18 protein-coding genes are annotated in these 16,185 nt (G+C 43.8%); 10 read left to right on the forward strand and 8 right to left on the reverse strand.

Annotation, left to right across the window (positions count from 1 at the left end; all coding sequences use genetic code 11):
- Positions 1 to 71: 71 nt before the first annotated feature.
- On the forward strand, positions 72 to 470 hold the full coding sequence (locus MHB82_RS05175) for a winged helix-turn-helix transcriptional regulator (RefSeq protein ID WP_341174041.1): 399 nt from the start codon (positions 72 to 74) through the stop codon (positions 468 to 470).
- A gap of 113 nt (positions 471 to 583) precedes the next feature.
- On the opposite strand, the gene MHB82_RS05180 is transcribed toward MHB82_RS05175, so the two are convergent.
- Positions 584 to 1,138 (reverse strand): GNAT family N-acetyltransferase, encoded by a 555-nt coding sequence (locus MHB82_RS05180; protein WP_341174042.1) that lies wholly within the window; start codon positions 1,136 to 1,138, stop codon positions 584 to 586.
- A 6-nt stretch (positions 1,139 to 1,144) separates the two neighbouring features.
- A complete protein-coding gene (locus MHB82_RS05185) occupies positions 1,145 to 1,576 on the reverse strand; it encodes a MarR family winged helix-turn-helix transcriptional regulator (RefSeq protein ID WP_341174043.1) in 432 nt (143 codons plus the stop codon).
- Between the two features lie 234 nt (positions 1,577 to 1,810).
- Here MHB82_RS05185 and MHB82_RS05190 point away from each other — a divergent pair, with 234 nt between their 5' ends.
- The 3 genes from MHB82_RS05190 to MHB82_RS05200 all read left to right on the forward strand — a co-directional run bounded on the left by MHB82_RS05190 (position 1,811) and on the right by MHB82_RS05200 (position 3,834).
- Positions 1,811 to 2,617: an aminoglycoside phosphotransferase family protein gene (locus MHB82_RS05190; RefSeq protein ID WP_341174044.1), complete on the forward strand. Its 807-nt coding sequence runs from the start codon at positions 1,811 to 1,813 to the stop codon at positions 2,615 to 2,617.
- A gap of 157 nt (positions 2,618 to 2,774) precedes the next feature.
- Positions 2,775 to 3,341, forward strand: coding sequence for a sigma-70 family RNA polymerase sigma factor (locus MHB82_RS05195; RefSeq protein WP_095360891.1), 567 nt, complete (start codon positions 2,775 to 2,777; stop codon positions 3,339 to 3,341).
- Positions 3,331 to 3,834 (forward strand): DUF3600 domain-containing protein, encoded by a 504-nt coding sequence (locus MHB82_RS05200; protein WP_341174045.1) that lies wholly within the window; start codon positions 3,331 to 3,333, stop codon positions 3,832 to 3,834. The genes MHB82_RS05195 and MHB82_RS05200 overlap by 11 nt, the downstream gene beginning before the upstream one ends.
- 235 nt (positions 3,835 to 4,069) lie before the next feature.
- Here the strand turns inward: MHB82_RS05200 and MHB82_RS05205 are convergent, their stop codons facing one another.
- A complete protein-coding gene (locus MHB82_RS05205) occupies positions 4,070 to 4,909 on the reverse strand; it encodes an SDR family NAD(P)-dependent oxidoreductase (RefSeq protein WP_341174046.1) in 840 nt (279 codons plus the stop codon).
- Positions 4,910 to 5,070: 161 nt separating this feature from the next.
- On the opposite strand from MHB82_RS05205, the gene MHB82_RS05210 reads away from it, so the two are divergent.
- Positions 5,071 to 6,024, forward strand: coding sequence for a LysR family transcriptional regulator (locus tag MHB82_RS05210; RefSeq protein ID WP_341174047.1), 954 nt, complete (start codon positions 5,071 to 5,073; stop codon positions 6,022 to 6,024).
- 187 nt (positions 6,025 to 6,211) lie between these two features.
- Here the strand turns inward: MHB82_RS05210 and MHB82_RS05215 are convergent, their stop codons facing one another.
- Complete coding sequence (locus tag MHB82_RS05215; protein WP_341174048.1) at positions 6,212 to 7,699, reverse strand: exosporium glycoprotein BclB-related protein; 1,488 nt, start codon at positions 7,697 to 7,699, stop codon at positions 6,212 to 6,214.
- Between the two features lie 45 nt (positions 7,700 to 7,744).
- Complete coding sequence (locus MHB82_RS05220) at positions 7,745 to 8,092, reverse strand: hypothetical protein (protein ID WP_341174049.1); 348 nt, start codon at positions 8,090 to 8,092, stop codon at positions 7,745 to 7,747.
- 440 nt (positions 8,093 to 8,532) lie between these two features.
- Between MHB82_RS05220 and MHB82_RS05225 the strand changes: the two genes are divergently transcribed.
- The 3 genes from MHB82_RS05225 to MHB82_RS05235 all read left to right on the forward strand — a co-directional run bounded on the left by MHB82_RS05225 (position 8,533) and on the right by MHB82_RS05235 (position 10,702).
- Positions 8,533 to 8,997 carry an NUDIX hydrolase gene (locus tag MHB82_RS05225; protein WP_341174050.1) on the forward strand — a complete coding sequence of 155 codons (465 nt, stop codon included), beginning with the start codon at positions 8,533 to 8,535 and terminating at the stop codon, positions 8,995 to 8,997.
- Positions 8,998 to 9,031: 34 nt separating this feature from the next.
- Positions 9,032 to 9,994, forward strand: a complete 963-nt coding sequence (locus MHB82_RS05230; RefSeq protein WP_341174051.1) for a helix-turn-helix transcriptional regulator — start codon at positions 9,032 to 9,034, stop codon at positions 9,992 to 9,994.
- Positions 9,995 to 10,069: 75 nt separating this feature from the next.
- Positions 10,070 to 10,702: a type 1 glutamine amidotransferase family protein gene (locus MHB82_RS05235; protein ID WP_341174052.1), complete on the forward strand. Its 633-nt coding sequence runs from the start codon at positions 10,070 to 10,072 to the stop codon at positions 10,700 to 10,702.
- A 173-nt stretch (positions 10,703 to 10,875) separates the two neighbouring features.
- On the opposite strand, the gene MHB82_RS05240 is transcribed toward MHB82_RS05235, so the two are convergent.
- The 3 genes from MHB82_RS05240 to MHB82_RS05250 form a co-directional block, all read right to left on the reverse strand.
- Positions 10,876 to 11,925: a hypothetical protein gene (locus MHB82_RS05240; RefSeq protein WP_341174053.1), complete on the reverse strand. Its 1,050-nt coding sequence runs from the start codon at positions 11,923 to 11,925 to the stop codon at positions 10,876 to 10,878.
- A complete protein-coding gene (locus MHB82_RS05245; protein WP_341174054.1) occupies positions 11,915 to 12,490 on the reverse strand; it encodes a sigma-70 family RNA polymerase sigma factor in 576 nt (191 codons plus the stop codon). The genes MHB82_RS05240 and MHB82_RS05245 overlap by 11 nt, the downstream gene beginning before the upstream one ends.
- A gap of 315 nt (positions 12,491 to 12,805) precedes the next feature.
- A complete protein-coding gene (locus MHB82_RS05250) occupies positions 12,806 to 13,564 on the reverse strand; it encodes a leucine-rich repeat domain-containing protein (protein WP_341174055.1) in 759 nt (252 codons plus the stop codon).
- 347 nt (positions 13,565 to 13,911) lie between these two features.
- Between MHB82_RS05250 and MHB82_RS05255 the strand changes: the two genes are divergently transcribed.
- Both MHB82_RS05255 and MHB82_RS05260 read left to right on the forward strand, forming a co-directional pair.
- Positions 13,912 to 14,142, forward strand: coding sequence for a hypothetical protein (locus MHB82_RS05255; RefSeq protein WP_095360833.1), 231 nt, complete (start codon positions 13,912 to 13,914; stop codon positions 14,140 to 14,142).
- Positions 14,143 to 14,529: 387 nt separating this feature from the next.
- Entirely contained in the window at positions 14,530 to 16,173 is a 1,644-nt protein-coding gene (locus MHB82_RS05260; protein ID WP_341174056.1) for an ABC transporter substrate-binding protein, read from the forward strand.
- Positions 16,174 to 16,185 lie beyond the last annotated feature (12 nt).

Genomic DNA, 16,185 nt, shown 5'->3' on the forward strand with positions numbered 1-16,185 from the left:
ATCGTGAATAGTACGCACAATAGTGTGATGTAGTATCAATTTGTATACTGTTAAAAAAGGAGGATAAATACATGCGTGACCGCAAATCGGGATATGGCCATTGCCCGAATGAAGAAGGTTGTCCCGTCGAGTATACGTTGGATGTCATTGGCGGCAAGTGGAAGGGTGTACTTTTGTATCATATGATTGAAGGCCCTGTACGATTTAACGAGTTTCGCAGAATATGTCCGACCATTACGCAGAGAATGCTGACGCTACAGCTTCGAGAGCTTGAAGAAGACGGAATCGTGCACCGTGAGGTGTACCCGCAAGTTCCTCCCAAAGTGGAATACTCGCTATCGGAATTCGGACGCACATTAGTGCCGATCATTATGGAAATGAAAATCTGGGGAGAAAAACACAAAAACTTATCAAGTGCTGCTTCTAGAGAGACAGAAGACGTGGTTGATTCCATGGTGGATTCGATTTAGTTCATTAAACTAACGGGTAACGATAGCTTAATAATACCAAGAAAGCAGCTGATCCATGTGATCTGCTGCTTTGTTTAACTAACGGACAAGTTAATTTAACAAGAACATGTTGTTTAATCCTTGTTCATAACCTTTTCAAATCGGAAGAAGTCCTCATCCCCCAATAGGGGATTGTTATCTTCGTATTGATCGTGATGCATGTGCGGTTCGGGGTGATACTTATTGTAGAACTCTACAATTTGGAATCCACATTTATTCACATAGAAATGGATATTTCGTTTTTCGAAATAGGGTGTTCCGGTTTCCCAACGTACAGTTTCCGGATACTTTGCTTCAATGGCTTTCCAAGCAGAAAGACCAATCCCTAGGCTGTGATGTTCCGGAGATACGTAGAACAAATCTAGGTCATTATAGTTTGTTTCACTGTTAATACGCAGTACGGCCCCACCGACCTTCTGATCCTCTTGAAGAATATGATATACGACTGCTCCAGGAGCATCAAAAGACTGCTGAACATCGTGATCCGATGGGATCGGCCCGTGATCAGCATCTCCAAATGCTTCAGTTACGCCAATAGCAAAGGCTTCCTGCAATTTTTTTCTGAATTCTGGCAGATCCGATTTCTTGGCCAGTTCCAAAGTAACGTTTGGTTCGAGGTTTGTTTTCACAATGATTTACTCCTTCATTTGCTGAAATTCCAATTGTAGTCGTTCCGTAAAACATTCCAACTGTTCAACGAGACCCTTTCCCAAAAGCGGCTCCATCGCTTTTTCTTCGGCGGCAAAGATTGGCGTCAAGATACTTGCTGCAAAAGCTTTTCCGCTGTCCGTTAAAACAATTTCTTTTTCTTTGTTCCCTTGAGAAACAAGTTGAATGTAACCCAAATGTATACATTCCTTCACTATCGTGTTTAATGTTGTACGCGGGATAAGCCATTCTTCGCAAATTCGTTTCTGGGAGTGAGACATTCCATCAGAAATCGCATAAAACAATACGAATGTGTTGTCTTTAACTTTGAGTGAGCGCAGTGCCCGGTAATAAAGTTCATCAATTCGGTTTACTGCAATCATCAATCGGCGTATTTCATTACGACCTTCGTTATTCATAACAAGCCTCCTTAGATATAATCCGAATTCGGAATGAAAGTAATAAGTATTTTATTCCGAATTCGGATTAATGTCAATGAACGAGGATGTTAGAGAATAAGGTGAAAATGAATGTTTTGAAGTACTCGGCCTATATAGAAGGTTCCTTATAAGATATAAAGAATAAAAAGATATTCAACCAAATCTATCTAAGTGTGGTGGCTTTGAAAAAAATAATAAAAAGGGGGAGACAAAGTGACTCAGGAAGAAGTATTGAAAGGTGGAAATGTGAATCACATTATACGAAAGGAGAATATGGTTCTCCGTCCCACTGGTTATTGGAGTGCGAGTGTTCATGAGTTGCTCAAACATTTAGAGAAGCAAGGATTTGAGGGGGCACCAAGATTTCTCGGAATCGACGACTCTGACCGTGAAATATTATCATTCATTCCAGGGGAAGTTCCAGGAAATGAGTATCCTGAACTTGAAGCTTACATGTGGTCAGATGAAACGCTTGTGGGTTTAGCATGTCTCTTACGCCGTTTTCATGATGCGACTGAAGGATCAACTCTCTTGGCTAATGGCGAGTGGCAGCTTAGTTATGTCAACGATCGTGAGCACGAAGTGATATGCCATAATGACGCTGCGTTGTACAACGTTGTCTTTCAAAGTGAGAACCCTGTAGCGCTGATTGATTTTGACATGGCTGGCCCCGGTCCCCGCATGTGGGACATTGCGTATACCCTTTATACATCGGTTCCACTTGCCAGTTTCCAGCCTAACCATACCTCGGAAAAAACGGTAGTATACCAATCGAATTTGCACTCTAGAGAGCGAAGTCGGCGGATCCATTTGTTTTTTGAATCATATGGAATTCCCGTCCCTAATGAACTGTGTCAGTGGATTATTCAACGATTGACAACGATGTGTGATACGTTGAGGAATGGTGCTGCGGAAGGGAATTTGGCCTTTCAAAAAATGGTGGATGAAGGACACTTGGCTCACTATGAGAGCGAAATTCGATTTGTTGCAGATCATTTCAATGATTGGATTGAAAATTAGGTATTCTGCTAACGGGAAACTTTAGATTAATATAAATAGAGAGGCAGTTGGTCATTAGGATCGACTGTTTTTTTATTGAGAAAGTTTTATTCTTCTACTGAACCTTTTCCCGCACGGGAGCGAATTAAGATTTGTATCACGTTCAGGAGGGGCCCCCATGAATGATAAAGAGTTAATTCAATGGCTTGAAAAAGCAATACTTGGCGATGAGTCAGCTTTCCAGCTGGTCTATCAGGAGACTCACCAAGATGTCTATCGGACCGTTGCTTTTCTGGTCTACAACAAACAGGACATTGAGGAAATTGTGAATGAAGTATACATGCACATGTGGCGGTCATATCAGAAATACGACGCTAACCGACCGTTCCGGTTTTGGTTGCACGGGATCACTGTCCATCTTGTACAGGATTGGAAAAGAAAGACCTGGAGGCGAATTCGCCTTTTTGAACGAAATCGCCAGATGACTTGTGAACAACAGTTCGACTGGACGGATAAAGTAGTCTTGCAGTCCGAAACGCAGCATGAGCTCTTTAGCCTTGTCCGCCAGTTATCGTACAAACTACGTGTGGTCGTCATCCTGCGCTATTTTCACGATTATACCTTGGAAGACATTGCGGACATGTTGCAGATCCCCGTTGGCACAGTTAAATCCAGGCATCATCTAGCACGGAAAGAACTTCGGAAACGATATGAAATGACGGGAGGAGACGCATATGTCCATTGACAAGGAGTTGAGTGAGGAGCTTCGACAGGTGGCGGATTCGATGCATTGCCCACCCGAGTTGTATGGACGTGTACGACAGTCCTATCAACACTATGTAAATGAGAAGAGAGGTAGATCTCCAATGAAAAAACGCATAATCGCCGGTATTGCTGCAGTAGCAATCCTCATTCCGTCAGCAGCATTTGCTGCTTCCTATTTGGCCGATGATATTTTTGGTTCTTCTTCGACTATTGAACAGAAAGGGGGTACACAAGAAGACTATCAAGAGATTGAAGGGATGCTTCAGGCAGCAAAAGGCAAGCTTACGGAAGATGAGTTTAAAGAATATATGGAACTGACAAAGCAGTTGATGGTATTAAAACTGAAGATCACTGATGAAAATGGGGTCAGTCATGAGGAGCAATTGACCCCAAAAGAGCAGCAGCAATTTGAGCAACTAGCCTCCAAGCTGTCCCCGTATTTCGAGAAGATTAACGAAACGGTCAAGCCTTAATAATGAAAACAGGGACCCGTCTTGCATTTAGTATTCAACTAACGTAAAAACGAGAGCTCATAAAACCAAGGAAGCAGCTGATCAATATGATCGGCTGCTTTTGTTCAACTAACGGGCAGGTTAGTTGAATTGAAGTCTACGTATCGGCTCACTTGGAAGTAACGTAAAGAAACAAGGGGCAGACTGCCTTGTCGGCAGCTGCCCCTTGTCTCTTTACCTTTTGCTAATTCCAAATCTAACGATGGCTTTTCGGTGTTCCTTGTGCTCCGTTCGAAACAGTTTCCCATGTCTCCCAAGTGGCTAAACGATCTGCATAGACTCCGCGTACCAAAGGCAAGACCCCAGCGCCGACAGCAAAGCGCAGAGGTGGCTCCTCGGCGTCAATGATTCGAAGAATCGCATCGGCCGTCGCATTCGGATCGCCTCGTTCCTCTGTCGATAAACGAAGGGACACCCTATCTCGAAGTTCAGCGTAGACCTCCAATCCCTGTGATGTCTTCATGGAAAGGGGGCTTCCAAAGTCAGTTGCAAAGGCGCCCGGCTCGAGCAACGTGACCTTAATGCCGAAGCTTTTAACCTCCTGAGCGAGGCTATCGTGCAATGCTTCGAATGCCCATTTGGACGCGCAATAGAAGCCGATGAGCGGAGCTGCAACAATCCCCATGGCACTTGAGACGCCGAGAATATGCCCGCTGCCCTGTAGTCGAAGCAGAGGCAGGGCAGCTTGGATCACACGAAGCGTACCAAAGTAATTGGTGTCAAATAGTTCGCGGACGTCGGATTCGTCAGCCTCTTCAGTCGTGCCAACCAGGGTGTAACCGGCGTTGTTTAGGACGACGTCCAGCCTACCGAAATGCGCATGAGCCTGCTGAACGACATGCTCGACCTGCTGGGAATCTGTTACATCGAGCGCTAGGGGGAGAACAGCGTCTCCAAAACGTTCCTTAAGATCGGCGATGTTTTCGGGTGTTCGAGCAGTCGCGGCGACCTTATCCCCGCGAGAGAGTGCAGCCTCCGCCCAAATGCGCCCTAATCCGCGAGAGGCTCCTGTAATGAACCAGACTTTGTTTTCCATAGTATTATCCTCCAATACAATTCTTGTGTGTAGTATTTTTAAAGCTTCTGTTTTCTCTTTCGTTCTTCTATAATGTTACGGTTTAGCAGGTTGATACGGAATTTCAAATAAGTTAGCATGGTATTAACTTATGGTTTATGCAAAAGGAGGAGCCTGCCTGAATGATTGAGCAATTAAAGACGTTTGTTCAAGTGGCGGAGTCCGGAAGTTTTTCTAAGGCAGCCGAAAAGCTTTTTATCTCTTCAACCGCTGTGATGAAACAAATGAATTTGTTAGAAAAGCAAACCGGAGTCCCACTTTTTATCCGTACCAACCACGGTGTTAGCCTCACAAAGGCAGGAACAGCTTTTATCAGAGATGCGGAACATATGCTGCAGTATTTTCAAGAATCTCTTATTCGCATGCATCACTCTGCACGGGTCGATCGGCATGTTGTTCGGGTGGGTACTTCTATGCTTAATCCCTGTAAGGTTTTAATTGATTTGTGGAATGGGATTAGCGACCGATACCCTCAATTCGGTATAAACATCGTTCATTTCGAAGATGACGCACATACACTCCCAACCACTTACCGCATGATTGGCCAATCACTCGATATCATTGCGGGGCCATTTCTTACAGATAATTTGAAAGATTACTACCGTGTACTTGAACTGGGGAGTTACCGCGTTTGCTTTGCCGTATCTCGGCAACATAAGCTGGCTTCAAGAAAAACACTTTCTGTCAAAGATTTGTATGGGGAAAGATTGGCTGTAGTGAATGGTGGGAATAGTGCCGTCATTCATGACCTACGTGATTTCCTGAAAACGGAACATCCTCAAATACAAATAAAAGATGTTCCGCGTCTCTATGATCTTGATGTGTTTAATCGCTGTGAGGAAAGTAATACAGTTATGTTAACGTTGGAGGCGTGGGCAGATATTCATCCATCCTTGGTGACGATCCCTAGTGATTTAGATTTCGCAGTTCCATATGGTTTAATATATCCATTACATCCATCCAAGGAAGTGGGTCAATTCTTAGAAATCATAAACGAGATAGAAGGAATAAAAAGAAACTCACTATTGATAAATGACAAACCTTTTGACCAGTATTTTATGTCTAAATTATTATAGGGTTTGTTAAGCTAACAAGAAACGATAACTGAATAAATATGTAGTAAGCAGCTGATCCATTTGATCGGCTGCTTTTGTTCAGCAAGCGGGCAAAAAGGCCGCATGTGCTCTTAAATAGATAAAGACCTCCCGCCATGGTCAGCGAGGGGTCTCTTTATCTTGATCTGTTATGAAATTGAAATCCACGTTATGTGATGCTAAGTCCGCCGCTTGCATATCCCGCCAAAGTTGTAGCCACATCAATTCCCGCTGTTACTGATGCCGAGAACACCATAAGCAGGCGGTCACCGGCAGCTACCGGAATGCTCAGTCCTGTTGTCAATCCGCTGGATATTGTTCCGAGTGCCAAGACACCGGTCAATGAAGGCGTCAATGTTACTACAGCACCTGGTACGGCCGTAAAGGAGTTATTTGGTGTAGTAGATCTGAATAGTTGTGCAGTGATGGTTATTGTGGATCCAACCAAGCTTAGTCCAGCTGTCGTACTGAAATAAGCGGCCAGTGAAGTAATCGTTCCTGCATGGGATGCGGAGAAAGCAAAGTTTAGCAAGGTGCCTGCAGCGCCTGTTAGATCAATGATTCCTCCGTTGACACTTACACCTGAAGCACTGTTGCCAAATCCAACTAAACTGGAGGTATTCAAAAGTCCCCCTAATACGGTAGTCAGCGCAACTGGAAGTCCGGATGCATAAGGAATGATAGCGCCCGCACCAGCTGTTCCAGTAGCTCCGGTGACACCGGTTGTGCCCGGAGCTCCCGTCGCGCCTGTTACTCCGGTTGTGCCCGGAGCCCCCGTTGCGCCCGTCTCACCAGTGGAACCAGGAGAGCCCGTTGCGCCTGTGACACCAGTAGACCCCGGAGCTCCCGTCGCGCCTGTGACACCAGTTGTGCCCGGAGAGCCCGTTGCCCCCGTTACTCCGGTTGTGCCCGGAGCCCCCGTTGCGCCCGTCTCACCGGTGGAACCAGGAGAGCCCGTTGCGCCTGTGACACCAGTAGCCCCCGGAGCTCCCGTCGCGCCTGTGACACCGGTTGTGCCCGGAGCCCCCGTTGCACCTGTGACACCGGTGGCCCCCGGAGAGCCCGTTGCACCTGTGACACCGGTAGCCCCCGGAGAGCCCGTTGCGCCTGTGACACCGGTAGCCCCCGGAGCCCCTGTTGCACCTGTTACTCCGGTTGCCCCCGTTGCCCCCGTTACTCCGGTAGACCCAGGAGAGCCCGTCGCACCTGTGACACCGGTTGTGCCCGGAGAGCCCGTTGCGCCTGTCACACCAGTAGACCCAGGAGCTCCTGTTGCGCCTGTGACTCCGGTGATGCCTGGAATATCACCGAGCAATTCGGAAGAGACCAAGCGATGGGCTGTTACTAAAGAGCCTGTGCTGCTCTTACCCCAGACGGATACCTGAATAGGATCATTAACCGTCGTGGTTGTTGTAAAGGTAAACTCGAATGCATCAAAGTTGGCAAAATAATTGTTGGTTACCACTTGATTGGGTGCGATGTCAAAAGACTCACTGACATACAGAACTCTCAATCCACCATTCATGTAATATCCCTGTATTTGTACGGATGATGCTGTCACATCGCTGCGGTTATCGATTCTGATGGTAACTGTCTGAGTCGGTCTTACACCATTCACAGCGTTATTTTCTATTGGCCCTGTCGATAAAAAGCTCATCGCCACATCTCCTTCTTTTGAGCAGATTTATCTGCCAGACGTTTCTTAACTGTTTTTTTCGTGCTCTACTACTCGATGGGCATCAACCAATTGTCCGGAGGCTTGTTTGCCCCACACTGAAATCCCTACTTGCTCTGCACCTTCCGTGCTTGTTTCAAAAACAAACTCATAAGCATCTAAATCCGCAAAATAATTCCTGGTCACTGCTTCGTTAGGGGTGATACTGATTACTTCGCTCACATACAGTGTTCTTGTTGTGCTAAGCACATACCCCTGGACAGATACAGTTAGAGAGTCCGCAGCACGACTGACCAACCTAATCGTAACCTGTTGTGTGGGTCTAACCCCGGAAACGGGATTGTTTTCAATCGGCCCAGTTGATAAAATAGCCATTTTTCCCATCCCACCTTCTATGACCTCATACTCTAGCGGTAGTTTTCATTAAGCTAAATACAGTAATATTCAGACCCTAAACAAGCGGTGTGGATTAAACACAGGGTCAGTTCATCCATTATCAATCTTCCTAAAGCTATTAAGCAGAATAGCTGCATGATGTGTTAGTCTAAATATTGGTAAAATTGATTTAACGGAGGTCCTTAGATTGTCCATGATATTTCCTTACGTCGTTACAGATCGGTTGAAGCCACGGTTGAGCAGGATAATAAAAGATCAATTAGATTGCTTCGAAAACTAAATTTTATACGAGAAACAGAATTAAGAGACCGCTTGATATATTTTTTCTTACTTCGAGAACATTGGGGACCGGAAGGTAAGATCGAAAGGTAAGTACGGATGATGGTAGATTGATTTTCTAATTATGGAGGTTTTTCAGCGTGACTCAAAACGGGATTGTCTTGGTTGTAAGTGTTTCGATAATACATGAAGATAAGCTGCTTATGATCAAGGAAAACAAAGCAACGGTTAGGAATACGTGGAACTTCCCGTCAGGGAGAATCGAATATCATGAAGATATTCTAGAGGCGGCACGCCGAGAAGCAAAGGAGGAAACCGGGTACGATGTTAAACTTACAGCCACTACAGGCATTTACAATTTCATGAGTAGTACAAATCATCAGGTTATTTTATTTCATTTTATTGGTGAAATCATCGGTGGTTCTCTTCAGTTAGATAAAGCGGAGATCATTGATTCGAAATGGATAGCACCTGCGGATTTGTTGATCCCAGATTTTCTGGAGCTCCGCGATAAAGAGGTCATAAAGCGGATCACCCAAAATTTGATCTCTCAAAAGGAATACTCGTTATCCTTATTCAATAGCTCTCTGGAGAACATGGTTTAAACTAACAAGAAAATTTATGTAGGGGTGGAATTACATGCCTAAAATAGACAACATGCTAGCCATTCTATGGATGCTTCGATCAGGTGAAAAAATTACAGCAAAACAAATTTCAGAAAAGTTAGAGATGAATATAAGGACTGTGTATCGTTATATCGATACCATTTCAACCAGTGGCGTACCTATCATTTCAGAACCAGGACATAATGGTGGATACACTTTAATGAACCATTTTATTGAGGCTCCTCTTTTTTTTGATTTTGAGGAGCAAACTTCACTATTTCATGCTGCAGTTTTTGCAGAAGAAGCCGGATATTATGGAGGTGAAGCATTAAATAGGGCCATTTCAAAACTAAGTAAATACTCAAATCAAGAGCAGGAAACCAAGATAAACCAACATTTAACTAGTCTTGAAGTCATAAGTCGATTAAGTTCACCCTCTAGGCAGCCTTTTTTGAAGGAGTTGGAGCAGGCCGTAGCAGACGGATACTCAGTAAAAATTCTCCACCATAAAAGTGGCGGAAAGCAAATACATGATAGATTGGTTGATCCGTACAGACTTATCTATTGGAATAATAAGTGGTATGTGATTGGATTTTGTCATCTTAGGAGTGATATCCGTAGTTTTAGAGTAGATCGAATTGAAGATCTAATGCTAACCGAAAATAAGTTTGACCAGCCAGAACATTTTTCAGCACGTGCCTTTTTTATGAAAAACTTTCTTCCAACTATAGAAGATAAGGAAGAGATTATTTCTTTGGTTATTCATGGGGATACAAGTGTATTAGCTGATATCTGCCAACATTGGTTTTTAGGACATTATTTACAAGAGCGGACTTCTCATCAAGCCGTATTTCATTTTGAGAAAGATATGTTACATACATATGTACCTTATTTCCTTTTATCATACGGTAAATCTATTCGAATTGTTGAGCCAATAAGTCTTAAGAAAAGAATAATTGAAGTTTTGTCTGAGTTAATAAACTTTCATCAAAATTGATGACTTCCCTGACGCTAGGTGTCAGTGAAGTCATGTTACAGTTGGCTATATCAATTGGGATTGGAGTGTTAATGGATGCAAACCAAAAACGTTTTTCTATATGTATTTAATACGATGTCGGACTGGGAATATGGGTATTTAGTTGCTGAACTAAATTCAGGGAGATACTTCAAAAAAGAAGTAGCGCCTATAAAAGTAATTACAGTAGGAGCTAATAAAGAAATGATTACTACGATGGGAGGACTGAGCATAAAACCAGATATTTCCCTTGATGAATGTACTCTTGAGCGTAAGGATCTTTTAATTTTGCCAGGAGGGACGACCTGGGATGAAGAAATTCATCAGCCTATCTTGGAAAGAATTGGCCAAGCTTTAGAGCTTGGTACTATTGTTGCTGCCATTTGTGGTGCAACGGAGGCCCTTGCGAATAGGGGATACTTAGATACCAGAAAGCATACAACTAATAATTTGGAATACACTAAAATGGTATGTCCTCATTATAAAGGAGAAAAGTTCTATGAGATGGGATCTGCGGTATCTGATACGAATGTAGTTACTGCATCAGGAATAGCTCCGCTGGAATTTGCGGTGGAAGTACTGAAAAAATTAGATGTATTTGCACCAGATACATTACATTCATGGTACAACCTAAATAAGACTCATAAACCTGAATACTTCTTCCAGTTAATGAGTTCAATAAATAGTTGAGCTGAAAAATCACTTGCTTATCATAGCATGTAACCAACAAGCTGCGAATTTGATACGCCAAGCCCTGTTTGACCTAAAAACGGCCGGTTTCCTGGATGCTAAGGATACCGGCCTCTTATTACTTTTTATCCACTCGATATTAACGGGTACATCCTCGCTAGTTAGTGGGATTATTACTTTGATGGCGTTTCAGTTTTGTGCTCAATCACTTGTAATACTTTGGGTTCAACAGCTTTTAACATTTGTTCATTTGAACGATTGATTTTTGGAACATCGCCATTTTTTTCGCCTTGTATCTGTCCGTCAATCTGCGTTTTTGCAATGACGTCAATCACTTGTTGTTTTGAGACATTTCTGGATGCTGCAATCTCCACAACAGATTTACCCTTTGCTAGTTCTTGTTTTAATTCTTCTGGGCTGATTTCAAGTAAAGCAAACAGTTTTTCATCATTTAGATAGTCATCAGCAAAATAATCTGGTTTACCATTTGAAGAGAAGAAACCTTCTACCTTGCTTGAAGGTGTAGTCTCAACTCCGATCAGAGAGACACTAATGGAATTGCCCTGAACAAATACCTGGTAGAACGGTGTTGTTGATCCCTTTGTGCTGTAATTCAATATAAATGTTTTTTGATTCGGGTTCTCCATTTGCTCCATAGAAAACTCGTACTGTTCGATGTTACCATACAATTTATCAATGAGAGAATCTACCTTCGATATGATTTCCTGATCGGTTAGAGCAGTGAGCGGCTTCTCCTTAGGCTCCCAATTCTCTTGAATCACGTGTTCAATCGCACCGGTAATGCCGTTTGTATGAAGTGTAATCTTTTTTCCTGTTCCTCCCTTTTCCTGCAGGATGATGCTTGTTTGAACACCTTGAACGTTGCTTGCATCGATGATCTCAAACGCCTTTGTTTCGGGAAATGCGCTGTACAGCTTTTCAAGTGCTGCTTTGCCAGCCTCATTCTCCTTGACTTGCTCAGCAGTCAATGGTGTTCTGGTAAGCATATCAATCAAGGTAGGTGCCGCAAATGCTGCACTTGGAATCAAAATAGCAACAGCAACAATTCCACCAATCAATCGTTTTTTCATGGGTCTTCCGCTCCTTTTTCGTTGCAAATATTGAGAATAGGATTGTTCTATTCGATTGGAAATGGCCGGTGGGCACCCCACCGTTTCGGCTTCTTTGTGCAGATGTTCACGGATTTTGCGTTCAATAGTCATTGATCTTTTCCATCCTTTCTGGGGGGAGATTCCAAATGTTTTTTCGAAGCGCCTGCAGGCCAGCATGATATCTCGACTTGACTGTTCCCAATGGAATATCGAGCAAAGTCGCGGTTTCCTCGAGCGTATAGTCATGAAAAAAGCGGAGGATAATCACCGTTCGCTGTTTGTCGGTCAGTTTCTTAATGGCCTGCGATATCATGTCGTTCGTCCCACCTGTCAACACCGCAGGTTGATCCCAATGAGGTTCTTCCCGAGAGAAGGAACAGATTCGTTCGAAAATTCGGAATCTCCGCCAGCTCTTGACCCGAAATCTCTGCACTTGACGGATCACCAAGCCATGCAACCAGAAGTGAAAAGGTCTACTCGTATCGTAGTTGGCCAGTGAGGTCCACATTTGCATATAAATCTCATTCATGACATCTTCCCGATCCTGCTGATGATCCACCAGAAAGCTAACGGTCCGATAGACGTCCTGATAAGTGGCATCATACATCGTATGAAACGCCTGTTCATCACCATCTTTCATTTTTGTGAGTAATTGATACATATATTCACTTTCCATTCAGAGGGCCCTCCTGAGTAAGCAGCTTACACACTATATTGTCTCTCTTTCGGAAAAAGGTTCGGTTCTCTTTTTATTTTTTTGTAAACTCATCGGTAATTAGTGTGAGGTTTATGGCATGATCTTTGTGATTAGGAAAAATTCATTTTTTTCTAAAAAAGAATCTGCGAGAGCTGACATCATCCTACCTTAATTGAGGAGGTAGTGAAGAGATGCAATAACGAGTGGAAATACGCTCATGTGACTTAAGTGATTTTGCCATAAAAAATAAGGTCGTTAATATATAACGGCCTTATTTGTACTGTATGTGATTTATTAAGATTCATCTGTTTCATCGATCTCCAGGCTTACAATGACTCCGTTCTTCTCTAAATTTTTTACGACCTGCTTCGCATGCTCATTCAGCGGGTTATTGCCCAGATATACCTCGGTTAAATGAGGAATCGTTTCAAGCACAGCAATATCCTGAATGAGGTTATCTTGCAGATAAAGATATTGTAAAGTTGGATGGTTCTTTAATGGTGTCAAATCCTGAATCCGATTATGGTCCATAATGATCCATTCAAGATTCGTCTTCTGAAGTGGTCTTAAGTCCGATACCTGATTACCGCTGGCAAGCAAACTTGTAAGATTGCGTAAATTTTTCAAAGGTTCTAGACTTCTTATTTGGTTATCGCTAATCAATAAACTTTCCAAATTGCGTAATCCTGTAAGTGGAGATAGATCTGTAATTTGATTTCCGTCTAAAGCCAATAGATTTATTTTTGTCAGCTTGGAAATTGGTTTTATATTTTTGATTTTATGGCCGGGTAGGACTAATTCCACTACGTTAACTGCATACTCAAGTCCTTGCAGACTTGAAATCTTACTTTTTGCATCCATTGAATACAAGGATTTTAATTTTTTTAAATGGCTTGCTTTCAGTTCTTTTTTACCCGATAGCTTCAAATCTGCTCGAATGACTTGTGCCAAAACGGGATCCTTAACGAGTGGAGCTGCCAAAATGGTTGTTGTCGGTATTACTAAAATCATCAAACACAAAACAATTAAACTTTTTACGAATTGATTAGGCATAGTAAACTCCTTAAAATTAGTATCTGGATTCATTCTCTGATTTCGGTGATCTCAACTATGTATGATTCATGGCGCTCTCCTTATATGATTTAATAATTAAAATATATCATGATCTGGAACATATTACCTTGTTATAATATCATAATAGTAGCTAGAACCCATTGTAAAAGCATAAGGGAGTTTGCAGATATTTTTTTGTAAGATGTTTCAATTTGAGCAGCTGCCGGTTGAACTAACAAGCAGTTGAGCGTGGTAACTTGTTTCCATATATCTCATATTTCCATTCTTCAACTCCATGATATGGTAATAGAGGTATTCCCCATAAAAAAGCAAGGGAGTGCAGGCACATGGCTGAAGAACCGTTTATCTTTCTAGCAGGTATACTATGTTTTTTCGCTCCAATCTACTTCAGAAGATCAATGATGTCTATTCAAATGATTGCAGGAGTTATTCTATTCTTCTGTATTCTGATTTTTCACGAGGATTACCAAGTAAAACTGATTTATCTACTAGCCTTTGTTTGGGTATTTGGCTCAATTAGTGCATTAAGTGTATCCGCAGAGAAGTTGGCAAAGTAGTTATTCAATTCATTGCCCACGCTTTGGGAGTATGCCATTTGGTAAACTTCTGAGTGAAACCCTCTATATATAGCTCTTCATCCTGTAACTTCATATCCTTATGCAATTAGACTGTTGGTTCCTCACCAACAGTCTTTTTTGTTGTCACCTATTCTCACTTATTAATTTGATAAACTCCATAATTCCAGACCAATTCTTCTGAACATCTCTATAAATGAAAATATATGGATTCTGAAGTTAACTTTATTGACACGTGTTTTTGTTATTGTGCTACAATTGCTAAAAATAGTAACACGAATATGAACTAGAACGAATCTGGGTGGGGAGAATTGCCGCACCTTCTAGAGGAGAGCAAGTGGTCAATTTCAAAAGGGGGAAAAGGGAAGCATGCACGGAATTTCATGGAAAAAACGTTCAAGTCAGGCAGGGCTTAGTCTTTTACTATTGTGTGCAGTTGGACTCGCAGGATGTACGCAAGGTGCCTCATCGATTCAAGAGAGCCAGGCACTTGCAGCTTCTCACCCGAGGGATGAGCTGGTTCTTGCGGTAGGGACAGAGCCGGAAGGCGGGTTTGATCCGACAACAGGCTGGGGGCAGTACGGTTCGCCACTTTTCCAGAGTACTCTGCTGAAAAGAGATGCCAAGCTGCATCTGGTCAATGACCTGGCAACAGATCATTCCGTTAGTGAAGACGGGCTCACATGGACCATTTTGCTACGGGATGACGTGAAGTTCTCGGACGGTGAACCGCTGACGGCGGAAGATGTGAAGTTCACATTTGAAACAGCGGCCAGCAGCGGATCGGTGATTGATTTGACAAATATGGCCGGAGTGCAGGCTCCCGATTCAACAACGGTTGTGTTTACATTGAAGTCTCCGCAATCCACGTTTATCAGTATCCTGACTACACTTGGAATTGTGCCTGAACATGCCTATGGCTCCGATTATGCTGAGCATCCTGTCGGCTCCGGCCCGTACAAGCTGGTGCAGTGGGATAAGGGACAACAGGCCATTGTTGAAGCAAACGAGCAATACTACGGTCAAAAGTCTACATTCCGCAAACTGACATTTCTCTATCTGGACGAGGATGCAGCCTTTGCGGCAGCCCAAGCGGGTTCAGTCGACATTGCAGCCATTCCCGCCGCATTCAGCAAGCAGAAGGTGAGCGGCATGACGCTGGAATCGGTCAAAACCGTGGATAACCGGGGAATCATGTTCCCAATGCAGCCTGCGGGCGGTACTTCCGCTGATGGTTTCCCTGCGGGGAACGATGTGACGTCCGACCTGGCCATTCGCCAAGCGGTGAACGTAGCCATTGACCGTAATGCATTGGTTGAAGGCGTGCTGGAGGGCCATGGTCGTCCTGCATACTCAGTCAGTGATGATCTGCCATGGGGCAATCCGGACGCTGTATTCGCAGATGCGGATGTTCAAGAAGCGCAGCGGATACTGACGGCTGACGGCTGGACAGATACAGACGGTGATGGCGTGGTGGAGAAAAACGGTATGCACGCCGAGTTCAACCTGCTCTATTTTGCAGGAGATCTGACCAGACAATCCATCGCCCTTGCTGCAGCGGATATGGCCGCCCAGGCTGGCATCAAAATCAATGTGGAAGGCAAGAGCCGTGAAGAGACGAAAAAGCAGGCTTACGCCAATGCCGTGTTATTCGGATGGGGAAGTCATGACCCGCTGGAAACCTACAATCTGTATAGCAGCACGCACAAGGGGGAGGGATACTACAATGTGGGGCTGTATTCCAACCCGGCGGTGGATAGCTGGATGCAGCAGGCTCTCCAAGCTACGAGTGAAGAGGAAGCCCTTCCGTTCTGGCAGAAGGCAGAGTGGGACGGGACGACGGGATTCAGTTATCAGGGCGACGCCCCTTGGGCATGGCTGGTCAATATTGATCACCTGTATCTGGTCAAGGATGGCCTGAACATTGGTGAACAACAGATTCACCCGCATGGACATGGCTGGCCGGTGACATCCAATCTGGAGGAATGGTCCTGGGATGATAGCTCGAAGTAGGCAATGTAGTGC

The sequence above is a fragment of the Paenibacillus sp. FSL K6-2862 genome, assembly GCF_038005125.1.
GTDB classification, from domain to species: Bacteria; Bacillota; Bacilli; order Paenibacillales; family Paenibacillaceae; genus Paenibacillus; species Paenibacillus illinoisensis_A.